The sequence below is a fragment of the Kingella pumchi genome (assembly GCF_022288825.1).
Classification (GTDB): Bacteria; Pseudomonadota; Gammaproteobacteria; order Burkholderiales; family Neisseriaceae; genus Kingella_D; species Kingella_D pumchi.
This window is the reverse complement of sequence record NZ_JAKOOW010000006.1, coordinates 16,043-33,998: the sequence shown is the minus strand read 5'-3', so window position 1 is coordinate 33,998 and position 17,956 is coordinate 16,043. Positions and strand designations below refer to the sequence as shown.

The following is a 17,956-nucleotide window of genomic DNA, read 5'->3' as shown; positions in this document are numbered from 1 at the left end:
CGCAAAGCCCCGCGGCAGCGGCTTTTCCCTTGCAAAGCGCCGTGTTTTTGGTATGATGCCCCGCAGCTTCGGCACAAGGCCGCCGCGCCCTTTGCGCGCTGCCCGAGCCGGCGCTTCAAGAAAAACACCGCAGTCCGCGCATTCCGTTTTCAGGCTGCCTGAAACGGATTTTTCCGCATCTTTCATCTATGGAGAACCCGCTATGAAAACCCCAATCCGTGTTGCCGTAACCGGCGCCGCCGGCCAAATCGGTTATGCCCTGCTGTTTCGCATCGCTTCGGGCGAAATGCTCGGCAAAGACCAGCCCGTGATTCTGCAGCTTTTGGATCTGCCGCAGGCGCAAAACGCCGTTAAGGGCGTGATGATGGAATTGCAGGACTGCGCTTTTCCGCTGCTGGCCGGCATGATCGCCACCGATGATCCCGAAGTAGCGTTTAAAGACGCGCAAATCGCCATTCTCGTCGGCGCCCGTCCGCGCAGCAAAGGTATGGAGCGCGCCGATTTACTGCAGGCCAACGCGCAGATTTTCACCGTGCAGGGTGCCGCGCTCAACAAAGTGGCCGACCGCAACGTTAAAGTGCTGGTAGTCGGCAATCCCGCCAACACCAACGCCTACATCGCCATGAAGTCCGCCCCCGATCTGCCGGCGAAAAACTTCACCGCCATGCTGCGTCTCGATCACAACCGTGCCGCCAGCCAGATTGCCGAGAAAACCGGCAAGGCCGTTGCCGACATCGAAAAACTGTGCGTTTGGGGCAACCACTCGCCCACCATGTACGCCGACTACCGCTTCGCCACCATCGGCGGCCAGAGCGTGAAAGACATGATTAACGACCAGGACTGGAATGCCAACGTCTTTTTGCCCACCGTCGGCAAACGCGGCGCCGCCATTATCGAAGCGCGCGGCCTGTCTTCCGCCGCATCTGCCGCCAACGCCGCCATCGACCACATCCGCGACTGGGTGCTGGGCACCAACGGCAAATGGGTAACCATGGGCATCCCGTCCGACGGCTCCTACGGCATCCCCGAAGGCACCATTTTCGGCTTCCCCGTTACCTGCGAAAACGGCGAATACAAGTTGGTGCGCGATTTGGAAATCGACGACTTCAGCCGCGAGCGCATCAACATCACGCTCAAAGAGCTGGAAGACGAAAAAGCGGGCGTGGCGCATCTGCTGTAAGTCCGCGGTACATCCGGTAAATCGAATTGAAACGGCTTTCAGGCTGCCTGAAAGCCGTTTTTTAGCGGCTAAAAGCAGCCTGAAAGTTTTCAGGCTGCCTTTGGGTGCGGTTTGGAATTAAGCGACGTCGTTGCGCGAAGCAATAACCTTGTCGATCAGGCCGTATTCGGCGGCGGCCTGGGCAGACATGAAGTTGTCGCGGTCGGTATCGCGCTCAACCCGCTCCAGCGGCTGGCCGGTGTGCTGGGCGAGCAGGCGGTTGAGCGTGTCTTTCATTTTCAAAAGCTCGCGGGCGTGGATTTCGATATCGGACGCCTGTCCGCCCAAACCGCCGCCGATCAGCGGCTGGTGGATCATCACACGGCTGTGGGGCAGGGCGAAGCGTTTGCCTTTGGCGCCGGCGGCCAGCAGCATCGCGCCCATGCTGGCGGCCTGGCCCAGACACAGGGTCTGCACGTCGGGCTTGATGAAGTTCATGGTGTCGTATATCGACATGCCGGCGGTTACGCTGCCGCCGGGGCTGTTGATGTAGAAATAGATGTCTTTGTCGGGGTTTTCGCTTTCGAGAAACAAAAGCTGCGCCACCACCAGATTGGCGGTGTGGTCGTTGACTTCGCCGACCAGAAAGATAATCCGTTCTTTGAGCAGGCGCGAGTAGATGTCGAAGGCGCGTTCGCCGCGGCCGCTTTGCTCGATAACGGTGGGAATCAGGGTGTTGTTGCGGATGTCGGGAATCATATCGTTTCCTTGCTGCGGGTTGGTCGGGGAAGGGGAAAGCGGCTTTTCAGGCTGCCGCTAAAACGGAAAAAGCACCGCGGCCAAATGGCTGCAGGGTCTGCTGCAGGTTTCGGGCGGCGGTGCTTCGGCTTTCAGGCTGCCTTTTCAGGCTGCTTTAGGCGGCGGCCATGATTTCGTCAAAAGACAGGCTTTTTTCGGTGGTTTTGGCTTTGCCCAGCACGAATTCGACGACGTTGTTTTCCAACGCCAGATTGGCCACGCCGCTCAAGCGGTTGCGGTCGGCAAAGTACCATTCGGCCACTTCTTCGGGGTCTTCGTAGCTTTCGGCGAATTCCAGCACCAGCTTGCGGATTTGTTCGTCGCTGGCGTGCAGTTTGTTTTCTTCAACGATAACCGGCAGCAGCAGACCGAGTGCCACGCGCTCGGCGGCGCGCTCGGCAAACATCTCGGCGGGCAGGTTGAGCTGGGCGGGATCCATGCCTTGCGAAGCCAGGTTTTTCTTCATTTCTTCGGCCAGGCGGGCGGCTTCTTCGTTCACCAGCACCTGCGGCAGCGGGAATTCGTGGCTTTGGCGCAGCGCGGCCATTACTGCATCGCGGTTTTTGCCGTCCACGCGGCGTTTCACTTCGCGGGCGACGTTTTTGCGGACTTCTTCGCGCATTTTCACGGTGTCGCCGTCTTCAATGCCCAGCGCGCGGGCGAACTGTTCGTCCACTTCGGGCAGCACGGGTTCGGCGACATTGTGCAGGGTGATGGCGAAAACGGCGGTTTTGCCGGCAACGTCTTTACCGTGGTAGTCGTCGGGGAATTTGACTTCAACGTCTTTGCTTTCGCCTTCTTTCAGGCCGCTGACGCCGGCTTCGAATTCAGGCAGCATCTGGCCTTGGCCGAGTACGAAGGGGTAGTTTTTGGCGCTGCCGCCTTCAAAGGGGATGCCGTCGATGGTGCCGGCAAAGTCGATGATGACGCGGTCGTCGTTTTGCGCGGCGCGCTCGACGCGGTTGTAGCGGGTGCGCTGTTTGCGCAGGATGTCGATGGTTTTGTCCACTTCGGCATCGCCCACTTCGGCGGTGGTTTTTTCGATTTCCAGCGCGGAGAGGTCGCCGACTTTGATTTCGGGATAGACTTCGTACACGCACACGGCTTGGAAGGAATCGGCGTTTTCCTGGTTTTCAACCGGCTCGATGCCGGTAAGCGCGGCCACGCGCAGGTCTTCGCCTTTGACGGCTTCTTCAAAGGCTTCGCGCACGGCGTCGTTCAATACGTCGTTCTGGATGCCGGCGCCGTACATAGAGGCGACCATTTTCAGCGGCGCTTTGCCGGGGCGGAAGCCGTCGATGCGCACGCGGCGGGCAGTCTGCTTCAGGCGGCGGTCGGTTTCGGCGTTTACCGCTTCCCATGCCACGGTAACGGTGGTTTTGCGTTCCAGAGGGTTCACTTGTTCGGTTGTTTCGCTCATGGCGGCCTTTCTCAATTTAGCGTTCGGTGGTTTCAAAAACGCGCGAGTTTAGCACAATAAAAGTTTTTCAGGCAGCCTGAAAACACATAAAATACCCGTTTTTTCATGCACGGGCAGCACCGCGAGATGCTCAGTTACCGCCACTCCTTCCATGCCGGCAACCATGCCGACATGCTCAAACATTTCACCCTGTTTCTGACGCTGGAATATTTCGGCCGCAAAGACAAACCCTATTGGTATATCGACACCCATGCCGGCGCCGGACTGTACGCGCTCGATTCCGGTTTCGCGCAAAAATTGGGCGAATACCGCGACGGCTGGCTGCGTGTGCGGCAGGCGGAAAAACTGCCGGCCGATCTGGCGCGTTTTGCCGATTTCGTGGGCGAAAGGCAGCCTGAAAACCGCTATTGCGGCTCGCCGTGGCTGGCCGCCGGGCTGCTGCGGCCGGACGACCGCATCCGCTGTTTTGAAATGCACCCGGCCGACTTTCCGCTGCTGGAACAGACGCTTGCTTCCGCCGGCCGCCGCGCCCAAGTCCGCTGCGAAGACGGCTACGGCGGACTGCTGTCGCTGCTGCCGCCGCCGCCGCGCCGCGCCGTGGTGCTGGTCGATCCGCCCTATGAGGAAAAGCAGGACTACCGGCGGGTGGTCGATACGCTGAAAGCCGCGCTTAAGCGCTTTGCCACCGGCTGCTATCTGGTGTGGTATCCCTGTTTGAGCCGTGCCGAAAGCCGGACGTTGCCGGAAAAACTGGCGGCGCTCTCGCCCAAATCGCTGCGCGCCGAACTCCACGTCCGCCGCCCGCAGGCCGACGGCTTCGGCATGCACGGCAGCGGCATGTTCGTTATCAACCCGCCTTATGTGCTGGCGGCGCAGCTGCGCGAAAACCTGCCTGCGCTGACGCGGCTGCTGGCGCAGGATACAGACGCGCATTTCGTGCTGGAAACGCAGGGTTTGGATTGAACGGCACGCGCCGAAAGGCAGCCTGAAACCCCGGCGGCGGTTTTATCGAGCGGCAAAACGGCATGGCAAAGGGTTTGATGGTTTTCAGGCTGCTTTTCCGGGTTGGAAAAGCAGCCTGAAAGTTTTGTTGAAGGCGTTTGGAATGGTGCCGCTGTTTAGGCGCTGCGTTTGGCTTGGGGCAGGGCGCCGTTTTGCAGGGCGCTGAAGCAGGTGTCGAGAATGCGCTCGGCGGCGGGCAGGATGTCGAACTGCCCGGGATTGCAGTTCCAAATGCCGATCAGGCCGGCCACGCAGCTTTGCAGATACAGGGTGGACAGCTCGAGATCGGTGTCGGCCGGCAGCAGGCCGCGCTGGTGGCACAGCTGCATCACGCTGCGGATTTGGCCGTGGCCGATTTCGTAATATTTTTCCACCAGCTCGGTAATCGCCTGGTTGGCGGGGCTGGCTTCGCATTTCATATACAGCACGTTGCAGAATTTTTGGTGTTTTTCGTCCTGCGCCATGCGCCGGAAAATGCCGAGTATGCTTTGGCGCAGATGCGCTCACAGATTGTCGGAGGCTTTGGCTTCGTCGGAGTCGAAAGGCTCGACCAGCGGGGTGAAGTAGCAATGGAACAGGGCGTCGAACAGGTCTTCTTTGTTTTTGAAATGCCAGTAGAGCGCGCCGCGGGTTACGCCGGCTTCTTGGGCAATTTCCTGCAGCGAGGAGCGGGTTACGCCGTTGCGCCAGAATACTTCCAGCGCCGCGTCCAGCAGGTGCTGGCGGGTTTTTTGGGCTTCGATTTTGGTTTTGCGCATGGTGGTTTGTGGTGCTTGGTTAAGAAATGGTAAAGACTGAATCTGCCATACAGGCTTGTATGTATAATGCCGCGTTTTTGACAGAATGTAAAACCCCGATGCGCTGCCCGAGAGCTTTTTTCAGGCAGCCTGAAACATTTAAAAACCTTGTTAAACAATCTATTGAAAATCAGGAAAAATAAAATGACCCACTCATCACGCGGCCGGCGCCTGACAGTGCTGGCGTTGTTGCTGCCGCTGGCATTGGCGGCCTGCCCGAATAAAAACGAAGAGCGGCAAAAGCAAATCGCCGAAAAAACGGCGCAGCTGCAGCCTGAAGTTTCGGTGCTGACGGTAAAAGCCGAAGACGTGCTGCTGGAAACCGTGCTCGGCGGCCGGTTGGAAGCGGTGCGCACCGCCTACATCGTGCCGCAGGTCAGCGGCATCGTGAAACGCCGCCTGTTTGAAGAAGGCTCGTTCGTTAAAGCCGGCCAGCCGCTTTACCAGCTTGACGATGCCGCCTACCGCGCCAATCTGGAAAGCGCCCGTGCGTCGCTGCTGTCTGCCCAGGCTGCGCTGGCGAAAGCCAATGCCGATGTGTCGCGCTACCAGCCGCTGGTGCAGGCCGATGCCATCAGCCGCCAGGAGTGGGATGCGGCGCTTACTGCCAAGCGTTCGGCCGAAGCGCAGGTGAAATCGGCGCAGGCGGCCATCAATGCGGCGCAGGTCAATGTGAACCATGCCTATATCACCGCGCCGATTGCCGGCATCATCGGCGAATCGAAAGTCAGCGAAGGCGCGCTGGTTACCGCCAACAGTACCCAGATGGCGCTGATCCAGCAGAACGACCCGATGTATCTCAATATCCAGCAGTCGGCCAACGATATGCTGAAACTGCGCCAGCAGCTTTCCAGCGGCGAGCGCGTGCTCAACGAAGCGATCGAAGTCGGCGTTGAATTTGAAGACGGCAGCGAATACCCGCACAAAGGCCGCCTGCTGTTTACCAACACTACGGTGGACGAGAGTACCGGCCAGGTTAATCTGCGCGCAGCGATTCCCAATCCGAACCTGATTCTGATGAGCGGGCTGTATGTGCGGGTGAAACTGCCGGTATCCGGCGTGCTCAATGCCTATGTGGTGCCGCAGCGTGCGGTTACCCGCGGCAAAACCGACACCGTAACCATTGTCAATGCCCAAGGCGGCTTCGAGCCGCGCACGGTGAAAATCGTGGCGCAAAAGGGCGACAGCTGGGTCATCAGCGAAGGCCTGAAAGACGGCGATAAAGTGGCGGTGGACGGCACCATGATCGCGGGCATGCTCCATTCCAAGAGCGTGAAAACCAAAGAATGGCAGCCTGAAAAGAAAGAAGCCGCATCCGCGCCCGCCACTGCGGTTCAGGCTGCTTCCGCTCCGGCTGCTGCGGCGTCCGCGCCCGCAGCTTCGGTGCCGGCATCCGCACCGGCCGCATCGTCAGCCCAATAAACGGAGTGGAACATGGCAAGATTCTTTATTGACCGCCCGATTTTCGCCTGGGTGATTTCCATCTTTATCATCTTGGCGGGTATTTTGGGCATCCGCAGCCTGCCAGTATCGCAATATCCTTCGGTGGCCGCACCCACCATCAGCCTGAACGCGACCTATCCGGGCGCTTCGGCGCAGGTCATGGAAGACAGCGTGCTGGCGGTGATCGAGCGCAGCATGTACGGCATCGAGGGCTTGGACTACATTTCCACGTCCGCCGACTCCAGCGGCAGCGGTTCGGTATCGCTGACCTTTACGCCGAAAACCGACGAAGACGTTGCCCAGCAGGAAGTGCAGAACAAGCTCTCCGAAGTGCTGAGCACGCTGCCGGCCACCGTGCAGCAGTATGGTGTCAAGGTTTCCAAATCGCGCTCCAACTTCCTGATGGTGCTGTCGCTGGACTCGCAAACCCAGGAAGTCGCCGATATGGCCGACTACGCCCAGCGCAACATCATCCCCGAGCTGCAGCGCGTCGAAGGCGTGGGTGCGGTGCGCATGTTTGCCGCCCAACGGGCGATGCGCATATGGGTTGATCCGCAGAAACTCAAAGGCTACAACCTGTCCTTTACCGACGTTTCCGCCGCGATCAACGCGCAAAACGCGCAGATTTCCGCCGGCTCGCTCGGCGCTCTGCCGGCAGTGGAAGGGCAGGGCTTTACCGCCACCATTACCGCTGAAGGCCAGCTCAGCACGCCCGAAGAGTTCGGCAACATCATGCTGCGCAGCAACAGCGAGGGCGGCAACGTCTATCTGAAAGACGTCGCCCGCATCGAGTTGGGCTCGGAAAGCTACGCTACTACCATGCGTCTGAACGGCAAACCGGCGGTGGGCATTGCGGTGATGCTCTCCAACAGCGGTAACGCCACCGCCACCGCTGCCGCCGTTAAAGCGCGGATGGAAAAGCTGAAGGAATTCTTCCCCGGCGACATGCAGTGGAAAGCGCCTTACGACACTTCGATTGCCGTCGATATTTCGATTGAGAAAGTGGTGCATACGCTGGTTGAAGCGATGGTGCTGGTGTTTATCGTGATGTTTGTCTTCCTGCAAAACATCCGCTATACCCTGATTCCGGCGATTGTGGTGCCGATTTCGCTGTTGGGCGCGTTTGCCGGCATCTACTATTTCGGCATGTCGATCAACGTGCTGACCATGTTCGCGATGGTGCTGGTGATCGGTATTGTGGTGGACGATGCCATCGTGGTGGTGGAAAACGTCGAAAGGATTATGTCGGAAGAAGGACTGGCGCCGCTGCCGGCCACCAAAAAGGCGATGAGCCAGATTACCGGTGCGGTTATCGGTATTACTGCCGTGCTGATTTCGGTGTTTATCCCGCTGACCCAGTTTGAAGGCGCGGTGGGCAATATTTACCGCCAGTTTGCCGTTACCATGATTCTGGCAATCGCCTTCTCCGCCTTTTTGGCGCTGACGCTGACCCCCGCCCTGTGCGCCACCATGCTCAAGCCGGTGGAAAAAGGGCATCATTTGGAAAAACGCGGCTTCTTCGGCTGGTTCAACCGCATGTTTGACGCCGGCAACAAACGCTATGAAGGCGTTGTCGCCAAAACCCTGCGCAATTCTGCCGCCTCGATGGTGATCTGGCTGGCCGTCGGTGCCGGTGCGGTGTGGATGTATGCCCGCCTGCCCGAATCTTTCCTGCCGGTTGAAGACTCCGGCAACTTTATGGTCAGCGTGCAGCTGCCGGCCGGCGCCTCCAAAGCGCGTACCGACAAAACCATCGAAGCGGTGGAAAAAGTGGTGATGGCCAAAGAAGAAGTAGAGAGCATCATCACGGTATCCGGTTTCAGCTTTTCAGGCAGCGGCCAGAACATGGCCATCGGCTTTGTATCGCTCAAAGACTGGGACGAGCGCCCCGGCCTGATCCATTCGGCCAGCATCGTTGCCCAAATGCTGATGGGCGAACTGATGACCAGCGGCGCCGTCAAAGACGGCTTCGCGCTGGCAGTCAACCCGCCCGCCATCCGCGAGCTGGGTAACGGCGGCATCGAGTTCTACCTGCAGGATCGCAACAACAGCGGTCACGCCGAACTGATGGCCAAGAGTAACGAACTGCTGGCGAAAATGAGCCAGAACCCAATGTTCTCCGGCCCGCGCAACAACGGCCTGCCCGACTCGCCGCAGCTCGAGCTGGAAATCGACCGCAAAGCGATGGCGGCGCAGGGCATCAGCATGACCAGTGTGCGCGCCACCCTTGCCGCAGCCCTGGGCGGCAGCTATGTCAACGACTTCCCCAACAACGGCCGCCTGCAGAAAGTGATGGTTCAGGCCGAAGCATCCGCCCGTATGCAGGAAGAAGACGTGCTCCAGCTTACCGTGCCCAACGGCAGCGGCCAGGCCGTTCCCCTGTCGTCCTTTGTCAAAGCCAAATGGGTGCCGGGCGTCGAGCAGAGCCTGCGCTTTAACGGCTATCCCGCCGTGCAGATGAGCACCCAGGTCGGCAACGGCTCCACCGGCCAGGCGATGGCCGAAATCGAGAAAATGGTCAAAGACCTGGGTGGCGGCTACAGCGTCGAATGGCAGGGCCAGTCGCGCGAAGAAGCCAAAGGCTCGTCGCAAAAGCTGATGCTCTACGGCTTTGCCGCGCTGTCGGTATTCTTGGTGCTGGCCGCGCTGTATGAAAGCTGGTCGATTCCCTTTGCCGTGCTGCTGGTTGCCCCGCTGGGTCTGTTCGGCGTCGTGTTTGGCGTTGCCAGCCGCAACCTGTTCAACAACAGCGTCGGCATACCGGTGGCCTTTGCCAACGACATCTATTTCACCGTCGGCATGATTACCGTGATGGGTCTGAGCGCCAAAAACGCCATTCTGATTATCGAGTTTGCCAAAGACCTGCAGGCCGAAGGCAAAAGCGCGCTGGCCGCGGCACTCGAAGCGGCGCACCTGCGCTTCCGTCCGATTCTGATGACTTCGTTTGCCTTTATTTTGGGCGTGGTGCCGCTATACTTCGCTTCTGGCGCCAGCTCCGGCAGCCAGAGCGCCATCGGTACCACCGTATTCTGGGGTATGACCATCGGCACCCTGTTGTCGGTATTCCTGGTGCCGGTGTTCTACGCCGTGGTGCGCGGCCTGTTTAAGCCGACCAAGCACGAGCTGGAAGTGGCCGCCGCCAATGCCCACCTGCACAGCGAAAGCCACCAAGATTCCGACAGCCACAACCCTTAAACCTTTTCAGGCTGCCTGAAACCAGGCAGCCTGAAAGAGAAAGGACAACCATGAAAACCACATTCAAACCCGTCCTGCTGGCCGTCAGCACCGCCGCCGTTTTGTCGGCGTGCAATCTGGCGCCCAAATACCAGCAGCCCAAAGTCGATCTGCCCGCCGAGCAGTTCCGCTACGACGCCCGCGACAACGGCGTCCGCGCCGCCGCCGTCGGCTGGCAGGACTACTTCGCCGATCCGCGCCTGCACCGCCTGATCGAAATCGCCCTGAAAAACAATACCGACCTGCGCACCGCCAGCCTGAACGCCGAGCAGGTGCGCACCCAGTACGCCATCGCCCGCGCCGACCGCTTCCCCGGCTTGAACGGCAACGGCAGCGCCACCCGCAGCGGCAACGCCAATGGCGCCGGCAACGCTTTCAGCGCCGGTTTGGGCATCGCCTCCTTCGAGCTTGATCTGTGGGGCAGGGTGCGCAATACCAGCCAGGCCGCGCTGCAGAGCTACTTCGCCAGCACCGCCGCCCGCGACGCCACCCATCTGAGCCTGATTTCCAGCGTCGCCAAAGCCCACTTCAACGAAATCTACGCCGAAGACGCCATGAAGCTGGCGCAAAACGTGCTCGACAGCCAGCAGGAAACCTACCGTCTGGCCAAGCTGCGCCACAAAGCCGGCGTGATTTCCGCCATCGACCTGCGCGAGCAGGAAACCGTGATTGAAAACGCCAAAGCCTCCTACGCCGCCGCCGTCCGCGCCCGCGAGCAGGCACGCAACGCCCTCGAGCTTCTGATCGCGCAGAAACTGCCCGACGATCTGCCCCGCGCCCTGCCGCTGGCACAGCAGTTCAATATCCGCAACCTGCCCGCCGGCCTAAGCTCCGAAGTGCTGCTCAACCGCCCCGACATCCGCGCCGCCGAGCACAACCTGCGTCAGGCCAACGCCAATATCGGTGCCGCCCGCGCCGCTTTCTTCCCCACCATCGGTCTCACCGGCAACGCCGGCTTCAGCAGCAGCGAACTGAGCAATCTGTTTGAATCCGGCAGCCGCAACTGGTCGATCGGCGGCGTAATCAGCGTACCGATTTTCAACTGGGGCAAAACCAAGGCCAATCTCGATGCCGCCAAAGTCGCCCAAGAAAAAACCGTCGTCGCCTACGAAGCCGCCGTGCGCAGCGCCTTCCGCGACGTTGCCGACGCCCTAGTGGCGCGCGCCGCGCTCAACAGCCAGTACCAGGCCAACAGCGCCCAGGCCAAAGCCCAAGCCGAACGCCTGCGCCTGATCCGCCTGCGTTACAAACACGGCGTTTCCAGCTCGCTCAACCTGCTCGACGCTCAGCGCGGCAGCTATTCGGCCGACAGCACCCTGCTGTCCACCCGCCTGAATATGGCCGAGAACCTTGCCGATCTCTACAAAGTGCTCGGCGGCGGTCTCAAGCGCTACACCCAGGACGACGAACAGGTGCGCGCCCAGCTCAAAGCAGTCGGCGACGCCCGCGCCGCCGAGAACGGCAGCAGTGCCAGCGCCCCGCAGCAGCAGTAAACACCCACCCCGACAAGGCAGCCTGAAAACCGGTTTTTTGGTTTTCAGGCTGCCTTTGGTTTTCAGTTGTAGCTTGGGTCGCGATCCAACATATCTTTGGCATCGGAAAATGTTGGGTTTGGCAACCCAACCTACCTATTGGGGCGTAGGGGAAGGGAGCAAGGTATGCGGCGGGATGGCGTTTCAGGCTGCCTGAAAGGCTGTTTTGCGTAAGCCCGCGTAAATTTACCGAGAAAATTGTCGGCCTATGGCGTATTGTGCGGCGGGTTTTGCTAAAATCCGCCCTTTGCGTCCGCTGGTGCCGTTTCGGTCTGCGGGTGCCCGCACACAAGCCGCAGGCAGCCTGAAGCTGTCCGCCCGTTTTCTGGCCGTGCCGCCGCCTGTATCGGCGGCCGTTTGGCGCAGGCGGACGGCGCCGATACGGGTTTTCAGGCTGCCGCAATACCACAAAATACAAGGATTTTTTATGCTGTTATGGCTGGCCAAGTTCAGCAACTGGTTCTCGGTGCTGAATGTTTTCCACTACACCACCTTCCGCGCGGTGATGGCGGCGCTGACGGCGCTGGCGTTCAGCCTGATGCTCGGGCCGTGGACGATCCGCAAGCTGACGGCGCTGAAGGCTGGGCAGGCCATCCGCAGCGACGGCCCGCAGACGCATCTGGTCAAAGCCGGCACGCCGACGATGGGCGGGGTGCTGATTCTGCTGTCGATTACGTTTGCCACGCTGCTGTGGGGCAATCCGTCCAATCCTTATCTGTGGATTCTGATCGGGGTGCTGCTGGGCACGGGTGCGCTGGGTTTTTACGACGACTGGCGCAAGGTGGTTTATAAGGACCCCAACGGCGTGTCGGCGAAATTCAAAATGGTGTGGCAGACGGTGGTGGCGCTGGCCGCCGGCGCGCTGCTGTTTTATGTTGCCCGCTCGGGGGCGACCAATATCCTGATCGTGCCTTTTTTCAAGCAGGTGGCGCTGCCTTTGGGCGTGGTCGGCTTTGTGGTGCTGGCGTATTTCACCATTGTCGGCACGTCCAATGCGGTGAATCTGACCGACGGCCTGGACGGGCTGGCGGCGTTTCCGGTGGTGCTGGTGGCCGGCGGGCTGGCGGTGTTTGCCTACGTTACCGGCCACGTTAAGTTTGCCGGATATCTGCAGCTGCCTTTCGTGCCGGGCGCCAACGAAGTGGTGGTGTTCTGCGCGGCAATGTGCGGCGCCTGCCTTGGCTTTTTGTGGTTCAATGCCGCGCCGGCGCAGGTGTTTATGGGCGATGTCGGCGCGCTGGCGCTGGGCGCGGCGCTGGGTACCGTAGCGGTAATCGTGCGCCAAGAATTTGTATTGGTCATCATGGGCGGCCTGTTTGTGGCGGAAGCCTTGTCGGTGATGCTGCAGGTGGGCTGGTACAAGAAAACCAAAAAACGTATCTTCCTGATGGCGCCCATCCACCACCACTTCGAGCAAAAGGGCTGGAAGGAAACGCAGGTGGTGGTGCGCTTTTGGATTATCACCATCGTGCTGGTGCTGGTCGGTCTGAGTACGCTGAAAATCCGTTAGGCAGCCTGAAAACCCGTTTCAGGCTGCTTGGTTGAACATAAGGAGAAACGCTATGTTGGATGCTTTGATGCTGCTGGTGTTCGGCAAACTGCAGGAGCATGTATACGAAGAAACGTCGCGCGCCTGGCAGTGGGCGCTGGCCTATACGCTGTTTGTTCTCGGCGGCCAGCTGTTCGGCGGCAATGCCAATCTGCTTGCCCTGCTGATCAGCGCGGTGCTGGTTTTTCTTTATGCCTGGGCGTATTTCGGCCTGCTGCGCTATTTTGTCGACAGCCTGATGGTATGGCTGCTGGTGTATATCGGCGGCGCGCTACTGCCGCTGCTGATTGCCCTGAAGCTGATTGCTGCGGCGCAGTCTTGAGATGCAGCCTGAAAACAAGGACGCACAAATGTCTTCTTCTTCGGAAAATAAGATTCAAACCGCGATTTGGATGATTGGCATGGCGCTGTTCGGCGCCTTCGGCTATTGGGGCTGGAAGTTTATCGACGCCGCCGGCAAAAGCGCCGAAGGCCTGCAGGCCGGGCAGGGCGCGTCGGCGGCGTCGCAGATGCGCTCGAGCGACAGCTTCGCGCCCGCATCGGCTTCGGGCATCAACTACGGGTCTTCGGCCGAGAGCGTCAGCAGCGGGCAGGACGTCGCCATCGAAGCGGGCGAGTTCTCCTACCGCAACGGCCGCCCGCGCGTGCTGCTGTCACTGCGCAACAGCGGCAGTTTCGCCGTATCGTCGGTGTATGTGAGCCTGACGCTGTATCTCGACGGCAAGGCCGATGCCAAAGCCGTCGGCATTCCGGTGAAACTGTCCAGCCTGCTCGCGCCCGGCGCCGAAACCGTAATCGCCGTGCCGCTGGATGATGAAAAATGGTACCGCGACGCCGTGCGCCAGGCCGCATCAAGGCGGATGACGGCGCAGATTGTCGCGGTGGGCGACGGCAGCTATCAGGACATCGACTACCCGCAAACCGGCGCCGCGGTTTCCCTGAGCCAAACCGCCAACGAATGGGATACGCCCGCCGAAATTCCCGCACCACGTCCCGACAATGGCGAAGCGCGGCGGCCGGAGCGCATAATCGACAGCGAACCGCGCATCGACATGCCCGCGCCGAAAGCCCCGCCGCCGGCCGAGCCGGCCGAGAGCAGCGGCCGCCGCGTGCAGCGCGCCGGCACCCGCATCGATTTGGACGACGACGAAGCCGTTTCCCGCCTGCCCGACGAGCCGGGCGTGATTTCGGTAGAAGTGCAGGAAGGGCGCAAATAGCCCGGCTTTTTCAGGCAGCCTGAAAGCAAATACCAACACGGATTAAAACCAACAGCATGAACTGGCAAAACCGACACATTCTGGTCGCCGGCATCGGCGGCAGCGGCGTTTCGATGATCGCCTATATGCGCGAAGCCGGCGCCGCCGTTGCCGCCTACGACGAAAACCTGCCGCCCGAGCGCCGCAGCGCGCTCCAAGAGCGTTTTCCGAATCTGGACTGCTTTTCAGGCAGCCTGAAAGACGCGCTGGACAAGGGTTTCGACACGCTGGCGCTCAGCCCCGGCATCAGCCGCCGGCAGCCTGAAATCGCCGCTTTTGAAGCGCGCGGCGGCCGCGTGCTCGGCGATGTTGAAATTCTGGCGCAGATTCTTGCGAAGCGCGGCGATCCGGTGATCGCCATCACCGGCAGCAACGGCAAAACCACGGTAACCAGCCTGGTCGGCCACCTGTGCCGCGAAAGCGGGCTGGATACCGTGGTGGCCGGCAACATCGGTCTGCCGGTGCTGGAGGCCGAAATGGCGCGCGGCGGCAAAAAAGCCGATGTGTGGGTACTCGAACTCTCCAGCTTCCAGCTCGAAACCACCAGCAGCCTGAATGCCGCCGCCGCCACGGTGCTGAATATTTCCGAAGACCATCTCGAGCGCTACGACGATCTGCTCGACTACGCCCACGCTAAAGACCGCATCTTCCGCGGCAGCGGCGTGCAGGTGCTCAATGGCGACGATGTATTCTGCCGCGCCATGCGCCGCAGCGGCCGCACCGTCGCATGGTTTTCGCTGAAGCAGCCTGAAAATTATTGGTTTGACGAGTCTGCAGGCAGCCTGAAAGCCGGCGGCGACACCTTGCTGGCGCAGTCGCAAGTGCCGCTGCAGGGGCAGCACAATCTGGCCAACGTGCTGGCAGCGCTGGCGCTGTGCGAAGCCATCGGCATCGAACGCGCCGAACTGCTGCGCCATGTTGCCAGTTTCAAAGGCCTGCCGCACCGCGTGGAAAAAATCGCCGAGAAAAACGGCATTGATTTTATCGACGACAGCAAAGGCACCAATGTCGGCGCCACCGCCGCTGCGGTGGCCGGCCTGAACCGGCCGCTGGTGCTGATCGCCGGCGGCCAGGGCAAGGGGCAGGACTTTGCGCCGCTGGCGGCTGTCCTTAAAGACAAGGCGCGCGCGGTGTTTCTGATCGGCATCGACGCGCCGAAAATCGCCGCCGATCTGGCCGCCGCCGGCATCACCGGCGAATTTTGCGCCGATCTGCCCGAAGCGGTGCGTCGCGCCTATGCCGCAGCCCGCAGCGGCGATGCCGTTTTGCTGAGTCCGGCCTGCGCCAGTCTGGATATGTTCCGCGGTTATGCCCACCGCTCGGAAGTATTTGCCGCCGCCGTTGCCGCCCTTTGAGGCAGCCTGAAAGCGTTTCGCCCGCCCCGTATTGGCCCTTTATGAATCCGATTACCCGCTTTTTCCACTACTGCTCCGACGAGTCCAACCTGTTCAACCGCAACCTGCAGAAAAACGGCGACGTTTACGACCAAACCCTGCTGTGGGTGCTGCTCGGCCTGCTGGGGCTGGGGCTGGTGATGGTGTTCTCCGCGTCCGCATCGCAGCTCGATCCCCACAATTTCGACCAGCGCACCGTGTATCTTTTTAAGCAGGCCAAGTTCGTGCTGTTCGGGCTGGTGCTGTGCGTCTGGCTGATCGCGAAGGTGCCGATGTGGATTTGGCAGCGCTCGACCAAATACATTTTGGTGCTGCTGCTGCTGCTGATGTGCTTCGTCCCCTTTTTGGGTGAAACGGTAAACGGCGCCCGCCGCTGGCTGTCGCTGGGTTTTATCAAAATCCAGCCCAGCGAGCTGTTTAAGCTGGTAACGATTATGTATATGGCGAGCTTTCTGAAGCGCAAGCTCAACGTGCTCGACGACTTCAAGCGCGTCAGCTGGGTGGCGCTGCCCACCGGTGTCGGCATCGGCCTGATTTACGCTACCCGCGACTTGGGATCGGCGCTGGTAGTGTTTGCGATTGTGGTGGCGTTGCTGTTTATCGCCAACCTGCCGTGGCGCTGGTTTTTGTTGATTCTGGGCGCCGGCGTTTCGCTGGCGGTGCTGGTGATCGCCACCACCGATTTTCGCCTGCGCCGCTTCGAAGTGGCGCTGACGCCGTGGATTGATGCTAACGGCACCGGCTTTCAGGGACTCGGTTCGCTGCTGTCGATGGAAAGCGGCGGCCTGTTCGGCAAGGGTTTGGGCAAGGCGATTTTCAAACGCGGCTTCCTGCCCGAAGCGCATACCGACTTCATCTTGGCGGTAATCGGCGAAGAATTGGGGCTGATAACGGTGGCGCTGTTGATTTTCACCTATCTGTGGATTGTGTGGCGCGCGCTGAGCATCGGCAAAATGGCGCGCGACCAAAACATGTATTTCAACGCCTTTATCGCCACCGGCATCGGCGTGTGGGTGGCGGCGCAGAGCTTTATCAATATCGGCGTCAACATCGGCCTGCTGCCCAACAAAGGGCTGACCCTGCCGCTGGTTTCCTACGGCGGCTCGTCGCTGCTGGTGATGATGGCGGCCTTTACCATGCTGCTGCGCGTCGATTACGAAACCCGCCGCAGCATGCGCGGCTACGACGACGTGCTCGACCCGCGCGACAGAAAGCAGGCGCAGCCCGAAGCAAGGGCGCAAGGAGCGAAAACGTGAGCAAAACTTCCCCCACCTTTATGCTGATGGCCGGCGGCACCGGCGGCCATATTTTTCCCGCGCTGGCGGTAGCGGCGGCGCTCAAAGAACGCGGCTGCAACGTAGTATGGCTCGGCAGCAGCGGCAGCATGGAAGAGCGGCTGGTGCCGCAGCACGGCATCACACTGGAAACGGTGGCGATGAAAGGCGTGCGCGGCAACGGCCTGCTGCGGTTGGCCGCGCTGCCGTGGATGCTGTTTAAGGCCGTGCGCGCCGCCCGCGCCGCCCTGCGCCGCCATCAGGTCGATGCCGTGATCGGCTTCGGCGGCTTCGTTACCTATCCGGGCGGCATTGCCGCTCGCTCGCTCGGGCTGCCGCTGATTGTCCACGAGCAAAACGCGGTGGCCGGTCTGGCCAACCGCAAGCTGGCGAAAACGGCGGCGCGGGTGCTGTACGCCTTTCCGCAGGCCTTCCCCGAGCGGCCGGACGGGCTGGTCGGCAATCCGGTGCGCGCCGACATCGCCGGCCTGCCCGCGCCCGAAGAGCGCTTTGCCGGCCGCGAAGGCAGCCTGAAAATCTTTGTGGTCGGCGGCAGCCTGGGCGCGCGCGCGCTCAATACCATCGTCCCCGCCGCGCTGGCGCTGCTGCCCGAAGAGCGGCGGCCGCAGATTGTCCACCAGTCCGGCCGCGGCAATCTCGAAGCGTTACAGGAAGCCTACCGCCAGGCCGGCGTAGCGGCCGAGTGCGTTGAGTTTATCGACGACATGGCCGCGGTGTACCGCGATGCCGATTTGCTCATCTGCCGCGCCGGCGCGCTGACCGTTGCCGAGCTGACCGCCGCCGGCGTCGGTGCGCTGCTGGTGCCCTTCCAGCAGGCGGTGGACGACCACCAGACCGCCAATGCCCGCTTTATGGTGTCTGCCGAAGCCGGCCTGCTGCTGCCGCAGGCGCAGCTCGATGCCGCCCGTCTGGCCGCGGTGCTGGCCGGACTCGACCGCGCCGCCTGCCTGCGCTGGGCGCAAAACGCCCGCACGCTGGCGATGCCCGACAGCGCCGAGCGCGTGGCCGATGCCGCGCTGGCCACCGTCAGGGCAGCCTGAAAAAAGCAGGCAGCCTGAAAAGCGTTTTCAGGCTGCC

At 61.0% G+C, this 17,956-nt stretch carries 15 protein-coding genes; 11 read left to right on the top strand and 4 right to left on the bottom strand.

Annotated elements, in window-relative coordinates:
- Positions 1-202 precede the first annotated feature (202 nt).
- Positions 203-1,180 (top strand): malate dehydrogenase, encoded by a 978-nt coding sequence (locus tag MB824_RS01550; RefSeq protein WP_238745269.1) that lies wholly within the window; start codon positions 203-205, stop codon positions 1,178-1,180.
- Positions 1,181-1,297: 117 nt separating this feature from the next.
- Here MB824_RS01550 and clpP read toward each other — a convergent pair whose 3' ends face one another.
- A complete protein-coding gene (clpP, locus tag MB824_RS01545) occupies positions 1,298-1,918 on the bottom strand; it encodes an ATP-dependent Clp endopeptidase proteolytic subunit ClpP (RefSeq protein ID WP_238745268.1) in 621 nt (206 codons plus the stop codon).
- A gap of 154 nt (positions 1,919-2,072) precedes the next feature.
- Entirely contained in the window at positions 2,073-3,377 is a 1,305-nt protein-coding gene (tig, locus tag MB824_RS01540; protein ID WP_238745267.1) for a trigger factor, read from the bottom strand.
- A 126-nt stretch (positions 3,378-3,503) separates the two neighbouring features.
- Between tig and MB824_RS01535 the strand changes: the two genes are divergently transcribed.
- The gene (locus MB824_RS01535) at positions 3,504-4,340 is read left to right on the top strand and encodes a 23S rRNA (adenine(2030)-N(6))-methyltransferase RlmJ (protein WP_238745266.1); all 837 of its coding nucleotides are present in this window, start codon (positions 3,504-3,506) and stop codon (positions 4,338-4,340) included.
- 155 nt (positions 4,341-4,495) lie between these two features.
- Here the strand turns inward: MB824_RS01535 and MB824_RS01530 are convergent, their stop codons facing one another.
- Both MB824_RS01530 and MB824_RS01525 read right to left on the bottom strand, forming a co-directional pair.
- Positions 4,496-4,876 carry a hypothetical protein gene (locus MB824_RS01530; protein WP_255778195.1) on the bottom strand — a complete coding sequence of 127 codons (381 nt, stop codon included), beginning with the start codon at positions 4,874-4,876 and terminating at the stop codon, positions 4,496-4,498.
- Positions 4,877-4,882: 6 nt separating this feature from the next.
- Positions 4,883-5,137 (bottom strand): TetR family transcriptional regulator, encoded by a 255-nt coding sequence (locus MB824_RS01525; protein ID WP_305067902.1) that lies wholly within the window; start codon positions 5,135-5,137, stop codon positions 4,883-4,885.
- Between the two features lie 183 nt (positions 5,138-5,320).
- Here MB824_RS01525 and MB824_RS01520 point away from each other — a divergent pair, with 183 nt between their 5' ends.
- The 9 genes from MB824_RS01520 to murG all read left to right on the top strand — a co-directional run bounded on the left by MB824_RS01520 (position 5,321) and on the right by murG (position 17,919).
- Positions 5,321-6,598: an efflux RND transporter periplasmic adaptor subunit gene (locus MB824_RS01520; RefSeq protein WP_238745264.1), complete on the top strand. Its 1,278-nt coding sequence runs from the start codon at positions 5,321-5,323 to the stop codon at positions 6,596-6,598.
- Positions 6,599-6,610: 12 nt separating this feature from the next.
- Entirely contained in the window at positions 6,611-9,814 is a 3,204-nt protein-coding gene (locus MB824_RS01515) for an efflux RND transporter permease subunit (protein WP_238745262.1), read from the top strand.
- A gap of 50 nt (positions 9,815-9,864) precedes the next feature.
- Positions 9,865-11,346, top strand: coding sequence for an efflux transporter outer membrane subunit (locus MB824_RS01510; protein ID WP_238745260.1), 1,482 nt, complete (start codon positions 9,865-9,867; stop codon positions 11,344-11,346).
- Between the two features lie 466 nt (positions 11,347-11,812).
- Entirely contained in the window at positions 11,813-12,895 is a 1,083-nt protein-coding gene (gene mraY, locus MB824_RS01505; protein ID WP_238745258.1) for a phospho-N-acetylmuramoyl-pentapeptide-transferase, read from the top strand.
- Between the two features lie 52 nt (positions 12,896-12,947).
- Positions 12,948-13,256: a hypothetical protein gene (locus MB824_RS01500; RefSeq protein WP_238745257.1), complete on the top strand. Its 309-nt coding sequence runs from the start codon at positions 12,948-12,950 to the stop codon at positions 13,254-13,256.
- A gap of 28 nt (positions 13,257-13,284) precedes the next feature.
- Complete coding sequence (locus MB824_RS01495) at positions 13,285-14,151, top strand: hypothetical protein (RefSeq protein WP_238745255.1); 867 nt, start codon at positions 13,285-13,287, stop codon at positions 14,149-14,151.
- 56 nt (positions 14,152-14,207) lie between these two features.
- Positions 14,208-15,545: a UDP-N-acetylmuramoyl-L-alanine--D-glutamate ligase gene (gene murD / locus MB824_RS01490; protein WP_238745253.1), complete on the top strand. Its 1,338-nt coding sequence runs from the start codon at positions 14,208-14,210 to the stop codon at positions 15,543-15,545.
- Between the two features lie 41 nt (positions 15,546-15,586).
- On the top strand, positions 15,587-16,840 hold the full coding sequence (ftsW, locus tag MB824_RS01485; protein WP_238745251.1) for a putative lipid II flippase FtsW: 1,254 nt from the start codon (positions 15,587-15,589) through the stop codon (positions 16,838-16,840).
- Complete coding sequence (murG, locus tag MB824_RS01480; RefSeq protein ID WP_328516364.1) at positions 16,837-17,919, top strand: undecaprenyldiphospho-muramoylpentapeptide beta-N-acetylglucosaminyltransferase; 1,083 nt, start codon at positions 16,837-16,839, stop codon at positions 17,917-17,919. The genes ftsW and murG overlap by 4 nt, the downstream gene beginning before the upstream one ends.
- Positions 17,920-17,956: the final 37 nt, after the last annotated feature.